A 15,071-nucleotide genomic window follows, 5' to 3' on the forward strand; every position below is an offset into this window, starting at 1 on the left:
CCCTACATCCCCGGGCGCGGCTTGGGCAGGCGGATCCAGATCGGCATGTGGTCGGAAAAATCATGCTCGAACTTGGCAAAGAAGCGTTTGCGCTGAGCACTGCTCAGCGTGTCGATGGTTTCGTCCGGACCATGCATTGCGTCCAGGAAGAGCCGCACGAAATCGAACATGCCATAGTCAAACCCGCCCTCCACCGAGCCGGCCTTGGCATTGGCCTTGTGGTTGGGCAGGCGCTTGTCATGGGCGAACAGGCCGATCTGGTCATAGGTCTGGTCCAGCCGGGCATTGGTGCGGAACGGCCCTGGTGTGCCGTCGGGCAGGGGCCAGTTTGGACCGCGCTCCGGATGCGCATCAAAGAAGGGGAAATTCACGCGGGCAGATATTTTGGACTTCAGGAATTCCTGATCGATCGTCTTGATGAAGTCCTCGATCTCCCGGCGGTCCTCAACCGGGTCGTCAAAGTCCAGATTGAGATCTCCCATCAGGATGAAATTGAGGTGATAGGTCCGGTCGCGCTTCTTCACCCGCGTATAGATCCAGTCCAGCAGGGCAAAGAACTCCGCGCGCCTTTCCGCTTTCTGGGCCGAAGCATCGCCATAGAGAAGGTGCGCATTCACGGCCAGGAATTCATAGGGTTCAGCAGCACCCAGCGGCTTCACCCGGAAGGAACAGCAATAGGGCGCGCGGATGAAGGTCAGGAAGTGGGGGAGTTTGAAAGCCGGCATCTCCGGCTCTGACGGGACCTCGACATCTTCGCCGCGCTTCTTCGCCGCCTTTGCTTCCTCATAGAGTTCCCGGTCCGCGGCGAAGGCGGCCAACTCCACTTCCCGGGCCTTCAGCGCCTCGCCGAAATCCAGCCGGTGGGTCAGGAGATTGTCCTGCACGGCGGAGCGGTCATAGGAGATGTCTGACGCGACTTCGGTCCGCTCGATTGTGTCCCAGCGGAAGAGATAGCCCAGTCGTTCGATCAGCCCGTCCCGGCCGGGAATGGCGCCTGTCACATCGGACACCGCCAGGCCGTAGCGGTCGCCGGACAGATCTTTCAGGAAACCCAGCGCTTCCAGATTGTCCTGGATTTCCTGGATGGCCAGCAGGTCGGTGGCCTTCACATAGCGCGCCAACAGCCGAAAGGCGCCGTCCGACTTCGTGCTCAGCGTGCCCAGCTTGCGGATGTTGAAAGAGGACAGGATCACACTGTCATCGCGCCGGGCCGGAAACCCGTAGCGGGCCGGATCACTATCCAGCAACGCATTGATCCGCGTCCATTCCGCTGCCGTGAACTCCCCCATCGCGCCCTCCCGCTGAAATTGTCCGGGCGAGTTTACTCGCTTTCAGGGGGAGGGGCGAGGGGGGATCAGGTCCGGGGCGTGAAGCTTTCTACCAGGCCGGTTGTCTGCCGCCCGGACGCCTGCAGCGCGCCGCCGATGGAATAGATGGTGTTATCGATCGCCACCCCGCCCAAACCATGGCGCGGGCTCCGCATGTCCGGTCCGGCGCTCCAGCTGTCGCTCTGCGGATCATAGACCCAGCAATTCGGGTAGACCCCGCCGCCATCATCAAACCATTCCCCGCCAAAAGCGTAGATCTTGCCGCCCGACACGGCCGCCGCCAGCCCCCCCTGAGCCTGTGGCATCGGTGCCAGGCTCTGCCAGCTGTCGCTCGCCGGATCATAGGCTTCGTGATGGGCCTGGTTGCCATCGGCGACGGTGCGTCCGGCCACGACATGAAAACGCCCGTCCAGCACCACACCCGCCGCTGAATTGCGCGGATTGGGATTGGGCGCAGCGGTGTGCCAGCTATCGGCCCCGGCATCATAGACGAAATGCGCGCCGCTGTCGGTGTGATCGGTCCATTGGGCATTGGCTTCACCCGCTGGCTGCCGGCCCGTGGCGACATGGATCATCCCGTCCAGCGAAACGGCACAAGTCTCCGCAAAGGGTTCCGGCAGGGGCGCCATTTCGGTCCAGCTGTCAGCGTCCGGATCATAGCGCGTATTTGTCGCCAGCATGCCCCAAATCCCGCCCTCGACGGCATGGAAGCCCCCAATGGCATACACAGCCCCGGCATGGCCGACGAGATTGGGATGGTGACGCGGCTCGGGAAGGGAGGAGCGGGCACCCCATGCGAAGTCGCAGATCATGTAGGGTATGCCGCCCGCCGCAATCTCCGCGCCCTGATCATGGACCGTTCGCATGACGTGGAGGGCATCGCTGATACTGTCCACATCATCACCGTTTGCGGCTTGAAGACCGCCGGCGACATAGATCCGACCATCCAGAACTGCGGGATAGATTTCCTGTATTTTCACCGGAAGGTTCGTTCGTGCACGCCAGCCATCGGTCGGCGGGACGGTGCACCGCCTCATCGCCATCACCGGATTCGTCCCGACAAGGGCGGCTCCGGCGCCCAGAAGCGCGCTGCGACGTGAAATCCTGATCATTCCGGTCTCCCCGACCTGTCGTTCTGTCCCAATGATTACAGCAAGATAATCCTGTCCGGACAGGTTTTTTCTCGCTTCGGGACGCCAGTTTTGTTCCAATCAGCGTCGGAAACACGCCAGCTGGACCCCGGGTCCTGTTGGCCCGGCAAGAGAGTAGTATCACCGGATGACACGCCGCGAAAAACAATCTGAATCGCTCGAGATCCGCCTCGGATATTCTGCCAAGCAGGCCTTCATGGAGGCTTGCCGCGAAAAGGGGCTGACCGCCAGCGAAGTGGTGCGCGATTTCGTGGAGGCCTATCCGGTGGCGCCTCAGGCCGGGCGGGGACCCCGTATCCTCAACAAGATTACGGAGTTTCCGATGAGTCTCGCTGCTTCCACGCTTTTGATGTTTTCCCTCGGTGCCAGCGCCCTGCTGACAGTCCAGCCTGCCACAGCGGATGTGCATGATCCCGAAACCAGTTTCGCGTCCATTGACCGGGACGGCGATGGTGCGTTCAACCTGATCGACCTCTATCACGAGGCCGGTTTGACCGAAGATGGCCGGCTCGGGCCGGAACTGCGCGCCGAAGCGGTGGGCTCCATGCAGGACGCCCTGGCCGAATTCGGCCCGCGCTTCCAGGAGGAATTCCTGAGCCCTGAATATGTCGAATCCATCATCGCCGAGGCCGAGGAAAGCGCCCGGGACTCCGTGGCGGAAGCCTTCGACGACATCGACACGGATGGCGATGGCCGGGTGGAATGGGCCGAATTCCTGACGGCTTGGAATTATGACCGGCCGGGCGGCCGCCAGATGACGGCCTCAGACGAGGGCTGACCGGGACCAGGCTATTCTGCCGGGCAGTTGCCGCCGGTGATCCGCTCCACTTCGGCCGGGTCACCGTCGGTCTCGGCCGGGTCCAGGCCCAGCGCACAGGCGATGATCCCGTAGACATTCACATTCTCGAACGCCTCCGGGCGGGTGCCTTGCGGGAAGACCGGGCCGGCACCAATGAAGGTGGCACCCATTTGTTCGGCCCGATTGTCGAACCCGTGCTGGCCATGCAGCGATGAGAGATAGGGGCTGGACAGATTGGCGTCGGACCGGGAGATCAGCCATTCCGGGTCGGCCAGGATGAACAGGTCCGGCCCGCGCGTGGCGTGGTCGAAATGCCAATGATCCGGATACTCATCGGGCCGATAAACCGAGAGATGCGGGTGCGCGTCCTGCAGTTCGGCATAGGCCCGGTCTACAGCCTCCGCATCGCCATAGGCCATCAGGAAGGGTTCCAGGCCCGCACCGTACTGGCCGGCAAATTCCTCGACGAACAGGCCGTCCAGCTCTGAATAATTGTCGATCAGGATCACGCGCTCGGTACCGACAGGCGCCATGCCGTGGTCGGAGACGACAATGATATTGGTCCGCTCCAGCAGGCCGCGCTCTTCCAGACCGGCAATCATCTGGCCGACCAGCGCATCGACGCGGGCGACGGCTTCGCCTTCACCCGGCATGAAGGGGCCGGAGCGGTGGATCACCGTGTCGACATGGTCAAAATACACGGCCGCAAATCGCGGCTGTTCCTCGGCCGGCGCATCGAACCAGGACAGAACCTCGGCGACCCGGTCTTCATAGGGCATGTCATGCTGATAGGGGTGCCAGACAGAGGCATAATCACCATCGAACGGTGCTTCGGAGCCCAGCCAGAACATGATGTGGCTGCGCACATCCTGGCGTTCGGCGGTGATCCAGATCGGCTCGCCCTGCCACCAGAACGGATCCTGCGGGCTGCCTTCCCGGGTGGAGAACATGCGCTCGGCTTCCGCGTCCCAAGGGGAGTTGGAGACCATGCCATGGTGTTCCGGGTAGAGGCCGGTCGCCAGGGAATAGAAATTCACGAACGTCTTTGACGGCATTACCGGATGCATGCGCGTCGGCCGGACGCCTCGGGCTGCCAGCGCTTGCAGGTTCGGGGCGTCCCAGCGGTCGATCGCGTCATAGCGCAGCCCGTCCAGCCCGATCATCAGAACGATACTCTCCTCTGTCTCGCTCCGCGGCGCTTGGGTCGGCAGGTGCGAACAAGCGGCCAAAAGGAGGGCGAGACAGGCAGGCAGGACACGGCGGATCATGGTTTTCCCCAACAAGGATCAATCGGGTTTTCGTGTAAGCGCTGGAGATGACGAATGAAAGACAGGACCCGTCATTTTCTGCGTTCTGCCCAACCGCCCCCGCCGTTTGCGCGCCTTGCCCCTGATTGTTAAGACTTGGCGACAGGCCTGCCGCCTGATTCACGCCCGGAATCCGTCTCGACGGAAACGGGTTGGAAGGGGCGGCGTTTTTCGTGGCGTTTGCATGCGTTCGTGTGCCGCCCGGAAACCAGAGAAAAGAGGACCGCCTTGAGCGATCAAGATGACGACCTGAACCCGGCCGGCGGCGATTCCGGACTGCCCGACGGTATCGGAAATATTGCCATCGAAGACGAGATGCGTTCGTCCTATCTGGACTATGCGATGAGCGTGATCGTCTCGCGCGCCATTCCCGATGCGCGCGATGGTCTCAAGCCGGTGCACCGCCGCATCCTCTATACGATGCATGAGAACGGTCAGACGCACGAAAAAGCCTATCGCAAATGTGCCACCGCCGTTGGTGACGTCATGGGCCGCTATCACCCGCACGGTGACCAGGCCGTCTATGACGCCTTGGTCCGCCTGGCCCAGTCCTGGTCCATGCGCGTGCCGCTGATCGACGGCCAGGGCAATTTCGGCTCGATCGATGGCGATCCGCCTGCCGCTTATCGTTACACCGAAGCCCGGATGGAAAAGGTCGCCCAGTCGCTGCTCGCCGATATCGACAAGGACACGGTCAATTTCGTCGACAACTATTCCGCCGAACGCCAGGAACCGGTCGTCCTGCCGGCGCGCTATCCCAACCTTCTGGTCAATGGTGCCAACGGCATCGCCGTCGGCATGGCGACGAACATCCCGCCGCACAATCTCGGCGAGGTAATCGACGGCACGCTGGCTCTGATGGACAATCCGGCGCTCACCGATGCCGAGCTGCTGGAATACCTGCCGGGTCCGGACTTCCCGACCGGCGGCCTGCTCTTGGGCCGTTCCGGCGCTCGTGACGCGGTCGCCACTGGCCGTGGCTCCATTGTGATGCGCTCGCGCACCACGATCGAGGAAGTGCGCAATGGCCGCCAGGCCATCATCGTCCACGAGATTCCCTACCAGGTGAACAAGGCCTCGATGATCGAGAAGATCGCCGACCTGGTCCGCGACAAGAAGATCGAAGGCATTGCCGACCTGCGCGACGAATCCGACCGCAATGGCCTGCGCGTCGTTATCGAGCTCAAGCGCGATGCCAATGCCGATGTCATCCTCAACCAGCTCTATCGCTGGTCGCCGATGCAGACGAGCTTTGGCGCCAACATGCTCTCGCTGGTGGGGGGGCGTCCGCAGCTTCTCGGCGCACTGGACATTCTCAAGGAATTCCTGCGCTTCCGTGAGGAAGTTGTCGCGCGCCGCGCCAAGTTCGAGCTGAACAAGGCCCGCGACCGGGCCCATGTCATCATCGGTCTGGCCCTCGCTGTCGCCAATATCGACGAGGTCATCGCCCTGATCCGCCGTGCACCGAACCCGGCTGCCGCGCGTGAAGAACTGATGTCCCGTGACTGGCCGGCGGCCGATGTGGCACCGCTGGTGGAACTCGTCGCCGACCCGCGCTCTGTCCTGCGCGATGGCAATGTCCTGCGCCTCACCGAGGAACAGGCCCGCGCCATCCTGGAACTGCGCCTCAACCGCCTGACGGGTCTGGGTCGTGAAGAGCTCGGCAATGAGGCCGCGACACTGGCTGAACAGATCGAGGATCTGCTCGACATCCTGCGTTCGCGCCAGCGCGTGCTCGACATCATCCGGTCCGAACTGGCCGAGGTGAAAGAGAATTACGCGACGCCGCGCCGGTCCGAATTCATCGATGCCGGCTTCGACTTTGAGGATGAGGATCTCATTCCGCGCGAAGAGATGGTCGTGACCGTCACCCATGGCGGCTATGCCAAGCGCACGGCCCTGTCCGACTACCGGGCCCAGCGCCGTGGCGGCAAGGGCCGTTCGGGCATGTCGATGAAGGAAGAGGATTTCGTTTCCACCCTCTTCGTCGCCTCGACCCACGCCCCGCTGCTCTTCTTCTCCAATCGCGGCATGGTCTACAAGACCAAGACCTGGCGTCTGCCGCTGGGCGCGCCGAATACGCGCGGCAAGGCGCTCGTCAACATGCTCCCGCTGGAGCAGGGCGAGACCATTACCTCCATCATGGCACTGCCGGAAGATGAGAGCGTGTGGGCGGAAATGGACGTCATGTTCGCCACCAATAAGGGCACGGTCCGCCGCAACAAGCTGTCTGATTTTGTCCAGGTGAACCGCAACGGCAAGATCGCCATGAAGCTGGAGGGCGAGGACGACCAGATCGTCAATGTCGCCCTGTGTACCGAGAATGACGATGTCTTCCTGGTGTCCGAGACCGGCCGGGCAATCCGCTTCCGGGTCTCCGATGTGCGCGTCTTCGCCGGCCGCAATTCGGTGGGTGTGCGGGGTATCCGCATGGGTGAGGACAACAAGGTCATCTCCATGACCATCCTGCGCCATGTCGATATCGAGCCGTCCGAAGCGACCGCCTATCTCAAGCATGCCGCCGCTGTTCGAGCTGCCGCGACAGGTGAAGAGGAAGAGGCCGTCACGGCGGATGCAGATGATGAGGCCATTGAAGATGCCGCTCTGTCGCCTGACCGTATCGCGGAACTGGGTGGGGCTGAGGAGTTCCTGCTCGTCGTCGGCAATGACGGCTTCGGCAAACGCTCTTCGGCCTATGGCTTCCGCGTCATGAACCGCGGTGGCCAGGGCGTCTGGGCCCATGACCACAAGCGTGGCACGACCCTGTCGGCCAGCTTCCCGGTCGATGACACGGACCAGATCATGGCCGTGACCGATGGCGGGCAGCTGATCCGCTTCCCGGTCGACACGGTGCGCATCGCCTCGCGCGGTTCGCGCGGCGTCCGCCTGATCCGCCTCAATGAGAGTGAAAATGTCGTCGCTGTGGTCCGCATCCAGGATGCGCAGGATGATGACGAGGACGCTCTGGAAGAGGGTGAAGCCGGTCCGGTCGAGGGTGAGGGCGGCGAGCCGCCGGCCACGCCGGAACCCGGCTCTGACGGCGAGACTCCGGAGAGCTGAGACACAGAATGATCTCCCGGGGTTTTGATCCCGGGAGACAATCCCGCTACAAGCGCTTCAGGCTGGCCAGAAAGGCACCGCATGACCCGCATTGCCCTTTATCCGGGAACCTTTGATCCCATCACCAATGGTCATATCGACATCATTGGCCGGGCCGTGAAAATGGTCGACAAGCTGGTCATCGGCGTGGCCATCAACGAGGCGAAGAAGCCGCTCTTCTCGCTGGAAGAGCGCGTCGAGATGGTGAAGACCCAGGTCGCCGAATTTGCCGGCATCGCCGATATCGAGGTTCTTCCCTTTGACGGGCTGCTCATGCATTTCGCTGAAGAGGTCGGGGCCCAGTCCATCGTGCGGGGCCTGCGCGCCGTGTCCGATTTTGAATACGAATTCCAGATGGTCGCCATGAACCAGCGTCTCAATGATGATATCGAGACGGTCTTCCTGATGGCTGATCCGCGCCACCAGGCCATTGCCTCGCGTCTGGTCAAGGAAATCTGCTCGCTCGGCGGGCGGGTCTCCGATTTTGTTCCGCCCGCGATCGAAGCCCGTCTCAAGGAGCGACTTGCGTGATCATGCGTTTTACAGTTTCCGCCTCTCTGGCCCTTGCCCTCACGGCTGCGGCCTGTGCCCGCGAAGCCGGGACCGACACCGAAGCCGAAGCGGCCGCTGCGGCTGCAACAGCCCAGACCCAGACCGAAACCGCCGCGGCGGCACCGGCCTGGAACCTGCCGGATGAAGCCTGGCGTACGGTCGACCAGGACCGGCTCATGTATGTCGAGACGGATCATGGCCGTGTCATCATTGAGCTCGCCCCGGAATTCGCCCCCAACCATGTGGCGCGCATGCGCGAACTGGTGGGAGAGCGTTTTTATGACTTTCTGGTCTTCCACCGCGTGATCGAGGGCTTCATGGCCCAGGCCGGAGGCTCGCGCGCCAATCCCGGACATGCCACGGACAAGGAACCGATGGCCGCCGAATTCACGCTGCGCCGCATTCCGACCGATCTGCCGATGAGCGAGCTGCAGGACCGCCTGGTCAATCCGGGCCTCAGCCTGATGGGTCAGGCCGGCTATTGGCAGGGCTTCCCGGCTGGTACGCAACCGTCCGCCCAGTCCTTCATCTCCATGGATGGCGCGGTGGAAAGCTGGCTCCTGCACTGCCGTGGCGCTGCGGCCATGGCACGGACCAATGACCCCAATTCCGCGCGCAGCCAATGGTATATCACCACCGGTAATGCCGAGCATCTCAACGCTACCTACACGGTGTGGGGCCGTGTCCGCATGGGCATGGACGCCGTTGACCAGATTGCCGTCGGCACCGCGATGGAAGACCCTGATTTTCGCCCGGACGTGATCCGCTCCATCCGCATCGGCAGTGAGCTGCCGGCCGAGGAACAGGTCGCCATCCAGGTGGCGGACACCGACAGCGAGGCCTTCGCGGCCTATCTCGACAGCTTGCGCGATGAAGCGGGTGCACTGCCCGACATCTGCGAAATTCCCGTGCCGACCCGGATTGAGGAGTAAGACCGATGGCCGAAGAACAACTCGTATTCACCCTCGAAGGCGGCGACGTCACCATCAAGCTGCGTCCGGACCTGGCGCCGAAACATGTCGAGCAGATCACCAAACTGGTGAAAGAGGGCTTTTATGACGGCCTGACCTTCCACCGCGTCATTGACGGTTTCGTGGCCCAGGGCGGTTGCCCGAACGGCACCGGCATGGGTGGTTCCGGCACGAATATCCCGGCCGAATTCAATGCCGAGCCGCATGTCCGCGGCACCATGTCCATGGCCCGTGCGGCGGATCCGGACAGCGCCTCCAGCCAGTTCTTCATCTGTCTGGATGACGTGCCCTATCTGAACAATCAGTACACGGTCTGGGGCGAAGTCATCTCCGGCATGGAACATGTCGATGCCCTGCCGAAAGGCGAGCCGCCGGCCAATCCGGGCAAGATCGTCAAGGCTTCGATCGTCGAAGCCTGATTGGTCCGATCCCGACCCTGACAAAAGCCGCGAGGACCTCCGTCTTCGCGGCTTTTTCACATCCGGATTCACCGGGGATTCAAGCCTTCCTGCCAGGGTGGACGCCTGTTGATCGAGGAAGCGTCATGGCGCGTCTTGCCGGCCTTTATGTCGGTCTGGAACACACCCGCTCCTGCCTGCCGCCCTTCCGGCGCTACACGGTGCGGGTCGGGGGCGAGGAAGCCCGGGATGTTTTCCTGCCCGAAAGCCTTGCGGTCCAAATCGAGGCATTGCCCATGGGGCAGAGTGTCAGTTTTGGCCGGGGCTGGCTTGGCGCTTGTCCCATCCTGCTGAGCGCAGAGGTCGGCGGCCGGACCGTGAGGGCTAGTCTGCGGGATTTTGCCTGGGCGAGCTTTTTCGTTGTTCCGGTGATCATTCTGGCACTGATCGCGCTCATGATCCCGGCGCTGCAGCTCGACCCGTCTGCTGTGGGGCCGCAAGTGACGACGCAGCTCTTGCTGCCCGGATGGGGCGCGTTCCAGATCCTCGCCAATATACGGGCCTGGCTCCTCCCGGGCTGAGGCTCAGCCTGCCCGCAAAAGGGGGCGGATTGATGCCGGCCCGTCTGCCGCTTCCTGCCGGCCCACCAGGATCGTATCGACCTTTGCCCATGCATCCCGGTCGCGGATCAAATCTCTGGCAAACTCCCGCATGACCCGGGTCGCTTCGGCCCGTTCTTGCGCGCCTGCACGCCATTGGCGATGCGTGCTTTCCGGGTAATACCGTTTGGTGAGCACACCGCGCGGTGCGTGGACAAAGCGGCCGATCATCGCCAGAGCGAACAGCCAGGCGCGTTCGGAATGCTCCAGTCGGGGCGTTTCGCGCATATAGACCTGGTTTTGCTGCACCACATGCGTGCGCACCAATCCCTTGAAAGCGCCGCCGAAACGGCCGGTCCAGAACAGGTCGGCGGCCGTCTCCGCGGACCAGGGCGCCCGATCAGAGGTGTCTTCAACGTCATGGATCTGGTCCCGCTCGGGCAGGCGGTGACCGTCAAGGCTGATGGCGTGCACCGGCCCGTAGCACAAGACCGCGTCAGGGCAGGCCCGCAGCCGCGCGCGCATGGCCAGGAATGATGACAGGCTGACACTGTCATCATGCGGCACGATGCGGAAAAATTCCGTGCGCACAGCCCGCATCAACCGGTTGGAATTGGACACCCAATTGCCGTCTTCGCGCGCGTCCAGGGCGGTGAAAGTGTCGAGATGGCCATAGCGGTCCCGCAACCGGGCCACGCAATCATCCTCGCCTTGCTGATCCGAGACGATCACCTGTCCGCCCTGCGGCAGGACACAGTCGATATTTTCGCAGATCACATCGAAGAAGCGGCTGGACTGGTAGAGCGGGATCAGAAGGCTGGTATCGCGCATGTCAGGTCCGGAAATTCAAACGCCGCGTATCAGAAGCTGGAAACAGCAGCTAAGCGCAGGGGCTAGTCTGTGTCGAGCAGGCGCAGCGTCGCGATCACCGGGCGATGGTCGGATCCGGTGTCCGGCCCCGTGGTGACATGCACACTCGCCCAGTGATCACTCGCATAGACATGATCAATCCCGATCAGCATCGGATCTGCCGGCGCTGGCCTCCAGCCTGCCGCTTCAAACCGCGAATAGGCAGGATAGGTGGCCAGGCCGATTGTGCGCCGTTCCAGCCCGAAAGCCGCGTCCATGCGCGCCAGCGAGCGTGACGGCGCGGCGGCATTGAAATCGCCCATGAGGACAACCGGCTCATCCGACCATTCCTCCAGGGCACCGGCCAGGCCATTGCGCTGGCAGGCCTGGGTGTCGCCGGGAACCGGCCATGTCAGATGGGTGGAAATGAAAACGGCCTCCCGGCCGTTGGGCAGGCGGACGCGCGCCCAGACACCGGGCGGGATTTCCCACTCGCAGGGAATGGCGGTCGCCCAGTCCGCCGGTTCAGGCGCTTTCAGACAGCCGGAGTCGAGAATTTCAAAACGGCTCAACAGCCGGTTCGAGCGGCAGCGCGCCGCATAGGCATACTGGTCCGCCAGGGCCTGACCGGTGAGGGCCGAGTTCGCATTCGCCTCTTGCAGCGCCATGATGTCGGGATTGATTTCAGAAAGCCGGGCCAGCGTCCGGTGAGGCGCGATATTGGCGATCCACATATTGTGGGTCAGGACGGTGACATCCTCGCCGGGACGCAGGGTCTCGACATCGGCCCGGTTCATCCTTGCCAGGGTCTCCGGCACGCCGGGCGCAATGATTGCGGCCAGGAAGACCGGCTGGACCCATTTCGCCCACGCCAGGCGATTGGGCCAGACCAGGACCAGGCACAGCGTCCCGACCCAGACCCACACCACCCAGAGCTGGCGGAAGACGTCCAGCCAGGGTGACAGGCCTGCCAGCCACAGGATTGCAGCCAGTCCGGCGCAGCCGGTGAGGGCGGCAAGGGCAATAAGGGGATGACGCACGAAGAGGGGACCTGCTGCTAGAAACTTGACCCTGACTACACAGCAATGATTGCGAATGGGTGTGGCGAAAGCTAGACCCCTGCGCCATGCGCGTTTCCGATTTTGATTTCGAGCTCCCCGAGGAGCGAATTGCCCTGCGGCCGGCCCGTCCGCGGGATGCAGCGCGACTGCTGCACGTGAATGCCAGTGGCGAGCTGGCAGATCGAGGCGTACGTGATTTGCCGTCCATCCTGCAGCCCGGCGACCTCATGGTCTTCAATGACACGCGGGTGATCCCGGCCGCACTCAACGGCACACGTCCGGCGCGCGCCGTGGGCGGGGGCGGGGATGTTGCGGTCGAGGTCAATCTGCACAAGCGCGTGGATGCCTCCACCTGGCGCGCCTTCGTTCGGCCCGCCAAGCGCCTGCGCGTCGGCGATGTGATCCATTTCGGCGAGCTGGAAGCACAGATCACCGGCAAGTCGGAAGGCGGCGATACGCGCCTCCGCTTCAACCGGACGGGCGCGGCCCTGGACGAAGCGATTGCCGCCACCGGCGTGCCGCCCCTGCCGCCCTATATCGCCCGCAAGCGCGGCGTCGATGAGCAGGACAATGAAGACTACCAGACTCTGTTCGCGCGCGAGGATGGCTCCGTCGCAGCGCCGACGGCCGGTCTGCACTTCACCGAAGGCCTTCTGGCCGCGCTGAAGGATCGCGGTGTCGAATTCGCTCATGTCACCCTGCATGTCGGCGCGGGCACTTTCCTGCCCGTGAAGGCCGATGACACGGATGATCACCGTATGCATGCGGAATGGTGCACCGTGTCTGCTGAAGCGGCGCGCGCCATCAATGCGGCCAAGGCTGAAGGCCGCCGCGTCATTCCGGTCGGCACCACGGCCCTGCGGACGATTGAAAGCCTGGCCTCCGCACCGGGTGTGATCGAAGCCGGCAGCCGCGACACCGATATTTTCATCACGCCGGGCAGCGAGTTTGCGATCACCGACGCGCTGATGACGAATTTCCACCTGCCACGTTCCACCCTTTTCATGCTGGTCAGCGCCCTGTCGGGCCTTGATGTCATGAAGAAGGCCTATGCCCACGCCATCCGTTCGGAATACCGTTTCTACTCCTATGGCGATGCCTGCCTGCTGGAGCGGAGCGCATGACGACTTTCCCGTACGAGATCCACGCCACCGATGGCGCCGCCCGCACCGGTGTCCTGAAGACGCCGCGTGGCGAGATCCGTACGCCGGCCTTCATGCCGGTCGGCACGGCCGGCACGGTCAAGGCGCTCTATATGGATCAGGTGAAGGGAACCGGGGCGGATATCATCCTGGGCAATACTTATCACCTCATGCTGCGCCCGGGCGCAGAACGGGTGAAGCGGCTGGGTGGTCTCCACAAATTCTCCACCTGGCAGGGCCCCATCCTCACCGATAGTGGCGGTTTCCAGGTCTGGTCGCTGTCCAAGCTTCGCAAGATGACCGAGGAGGGGGTGAAGTTCCGCTCCCATATCGACGGGTCCGAACACAATCTCACGCCGGAACGTTCCATCGAGATCCAGGCCGACCTGCTGGGCGCCGACATCTCCATGCAGCTGGACGAGTGCACGCCTTTTGGCTGTTCGGAAAAGGAAGCCCGCCAGTCGATGGAGCTCTCCATCCGCTGGGGTCAGCGCTCCAAGGCGGCTTTCGGAACGCGCGACAGCCAGGCCCTGTTCGGCATCGTCCAAGGCTCCGTCTTCGAGAGCCTTCGCCGGGAAAGCGCCGAGAAACTGATCGAGACCGGCTATGACGGCTATGCCATCGGCGGTCTGGCCGTGGGTGAGGGGTTCGAGGTGATGTGTGAGGTGCTCGACTTCACGACGCCGCATCTGCCGGCCGAGCGTCCGCGCTATCTCATGGGGGTTGGCAAGCCGATCGATCTGGTCGAGGCGGTGGCCCGCGGTGTCGACATGTTCGACTGTGTCCTGCCGACCCGTTCCGGGCGTCATGGCCAGGCCTGGTCCGATTATGGCCCGATCAATATCAAGCGCGCCGAGTTTGCCGAGGATGAAAGCCCGCTCAATCCGGATATCGATTGCCCGGCCAGCCGGGATTATTCCCGCGCCTATCTGCACCATCTCTTCCGCGCCGGGGAATATCTCTCGGCCATGCTTCTCTCCTGGCACAATATCGCCTATTTCGAAGACCTGACCGCCCGAATGCGCGCCGCCATCGCGGCCGGCGAGTTCGAGACCTTCCGGCGGGACTTCCGGGCGAAATGGGAACAAGGTCAGGCCGAAGCCGCGGACCGGGCGGGCTGACCATGTCCGTGACGCTCCGCCAGCTGGATCACACGCAGGTGCGGGCGGAACTCACCGATTTCGCCCACCTCCTCACCGCCTGCGTTGAGGCCGGGGCCTCGATCGGCTTCATGGCGCCTTTCTCGAAGGATGAGGCCCAGGCTTTCTGGACCGGCATTGCCAACAAGGTCGAAGCCGGTGATCGCCTGATCTGGGTGGCGCAGGAGGAAGAGACAGGCCAGCTCCTCGGCACGGTCCAGCTCATCATCGGTCTGCCAGACAATCAGCCTCATCGCGGTGATGTCGCCAAACTCATGGTCTCGCCTTCGGCTCGGCGTCGGGGTGTTGCCCGTCAGCTGATGCTGGCTCTGGAAGAAGCGGCGAGGGCGCGCGGCCTGCGCACCCTGGTGCTCGACACCGTCACCGGATCCCCCGCCGACAGCCTCTACCGCCAGCTCGGCTGGATCGAGGTCGGCCCGGTGCCGGATTACGCGCTGTTTCCGGATGGCACGCCCTGCTCGACGACCTTCTTCTATCGGGCTCTGGTCTAGCCGGAATAGCGGGTAAGCCCTCCTTCCCCTTGATGGGGAAGGTGGCCCGAAGGGCCGGAAGGGGTGAATCCCGCAGGGATCAGGTCGCCCGCGTAGTCACCCACTCCACCGCTTCACGGTCCTTCGTCACGTCGAACAGTCCCCCGGACTCTTCTTGGGCTCCT

The 15,071-nt window shown here is 63.3% G+C and carries 14 protein-coding genes; 9 read left to right on the top strand and 5 right to left on the bottom strand.

Features of this window, described 5'->3' with window-relative positions; genetic code table 11:
- Positions 1–2: 2 nt before the first annotated feature.
- Positions 3–1,289, bottom strand: coding sequence for an exonuclease/endonuclease/phosphatase family protein (locus I0K07_RS07325; protein WP_203292181.1), 1,287 nt, complete (start codon positions 1,287–1,289; stop codon positions 3–5).
- A gap of 65 nt (positions 1,290–1,354) precedes the next feature.
- Positions 1,355–2,440, bottom strand: a complete 1,086-nt coding sequence (locus I0K07_RS07330) for a Kelch repeat-containing protein (RefSeq protein WP_203292182.1) — start codon at positions 2,438–2,440, stop codon at positions 1,355–1,357.
- A gap of 166 nt (positions 2,441–2,606) precedes the next feature.
- Between I0K07_RS07330 and I0K07_RS07335 the strand changes: the two genes are divergently transcribed.
- A complete protein-coding gene (locus I0K07_RS07335; RefSeq protein WP_203292183.1) occupies positions 2,607–3,257 on the top strand; it encodes an EF-hand domain-containing protein in 651 nt (216 codons plus the stop codon).
- 11 nt (positions 3,258–3,268) lie between these two features.
- Here I0K07_RS07335 and I0K07_RS07340 read toward each other — a convergent pair whose 3' ends face one another.
- Positions 3,269–4,546: an alkaline phosphatase family protein gene (locus tag I0K07_RS07340; RefSeq protein WP_203292184.1), complete on the bottom strand. Its 1,278-nt coding sequence runs from the start codon at positions 4,544–4,546 to the stop codon at positions 3,269–3,271.
- Between the two features lie 267 nt (positions 4,547–4,813).
- Between I0K07_RS07340 and gyrA the strand changes: the two genes are divergently transcribed.
- The 5 genes from gyrA to I0K07_RS07365 all read left to right on the top strand — a co-directional run bounded on the left by gyrA (position 4,814) and on the right by I0K07_RS07365 (position 10,186).
- Positions 4,814–7,645 carry a DNA gyrase subunit A gene (gyrA, locus tag I0K07_RS07345; RefSeq protein ID WP_238934642.1) on the top strand — a complete coding sequence of 944 codons (2,832 nt, stop codon included), beginning with the start codon at positions 4,814–4,816 and terminating at the stop codon, positions 7,643–7,645.
- A gap of 81 nt (positions 7,646–7,726) precedes the next feature.
- Positions 7,727–8,215: a pantetheine-phosphate adenylyltransferase gene (coaD, locus tag I0K07_RS07350; protein WP_203292185.1), complete on the top strand. Its 489-nt coding sequence runs from the start codon at positions 7,727–7,729 to the stop codon at positions 8,213–8,215.
- 2 nt (positions 8,216–8,217) lie between these two features.
- A complete protein-coding gene (locus I0K07_RS07355; protein WP_238934643.1) occupies positions 8,218–9,168 on the top strand; it encodes a peptidylprolyl isomerase in 951 nt (316 codons plus the stop codon).
- 5 nt (positions 9,169–9,173) lie between these two features.
- Positions 9,174–9,626: a peptidylprolyl isomerase gene (locus I0K07_RS07360; protein ID WP_203292187.1), complete on the top strand. Its 453-nt coding sequence runs from the start codon at positions 9,174–9,176 to the stop codon at positions 9,624–9,626.
- A gap of 125 nt (positions 9,627–9,751) precedes the next feature.
- Positions 9,752–10,186, top strand: coding sequence for a hypothetical protein (locus I0K07_RS07365; protein ID WP_203292188.1), 435 nt, complete (start codon positions 9,752–9,754; stop codon positions 10,184–10,186).
- 3 nt (positions 10,187–10,189) lie between these two features.
- Here the strand turns inward: I0K07_RS07365 and I0K07_RS07370 are convergent, their stop codons facing one another.
- Positions 10,190–11,035, bottom strand: coding sequence for a glycosyltransferase family A protein (locus tag I0K07_RS07370; RefSeq protein ID WP_203292189.1), 846 nt, complete (start codon positions 11,033–11,035; stop codon positions 10,190–10,192).
- A 62-nt stretch (positions 11,036–11,097) separates the two neighbouring features.
- Complete coding sequence (locus I0K07_RS15870) at positions 11,098–12,093, bottom strand: endonuclease/exonuclease/phosphatase family protein (protein ID WP_203292190.1); 996 nt, start codon at positions 12,091–12,093, stop codon at positions 11,098–11,100.
- Between the two features lie 86 nt (positions 12,094–12,179).
- On the opposite strand from I0K07_RS15870, the gene queA reads away from it, so the two are divergent.
- From queA to I0K07_RS07390, 3 genes are read left to right on the top strand one after another with little or no spacing between them, the layout of a single operon-like run.
- Positions 12,180–13,238: a tRNA preQ1(34) S-adenosylmethionine ribosyltransferase-isomerase QueA gene (queA, locus tag I0K07_RS07380; protein WP_203292191.1), complete on the top strand. Its 1,059-nt coding sequence runs from the start codon at positions 12,180–12,182 to the stop codon at positions 13,236–13,238.
- Complete coding sequence (gene tgt, locus I0K07_RS07385) at positions 13,235–14,377, top strand: tRNA guanosine(34) transglycosylase Tgt (RefSeq protein ID WP_203292192.1); 1,143 nt, start codon at positions 13,235–13,237, stop codon at positions 14,375–14,377. Before queA ends, tgt begins: the two co-directional genes overlap by 4 nt.
- Entirely contained in the window at positions 14,374–14,907 is a 534-nt protein-coding gene (locus tag I0K07_RS07390; protein ID WP_420828481.1) for a GNAT family N-acetyltransferase, read from the top strand. Before tgt ends, I0K07_RS07390 begins: the two co-directional genes overlap by 4 nt.
- Positions 14,908–15,071: the final 164 nt, after the last annotated feature.

It is taken from the genome of Maricaulis parjimensis, assembly GCF_016817355.1.
Lineage (GTDB): Bacteria > Pseudomonadota > Alphaproteobacteria > Caulobacterales > Maricaulaceae > Maricaulis > Maricaulis parjimensis.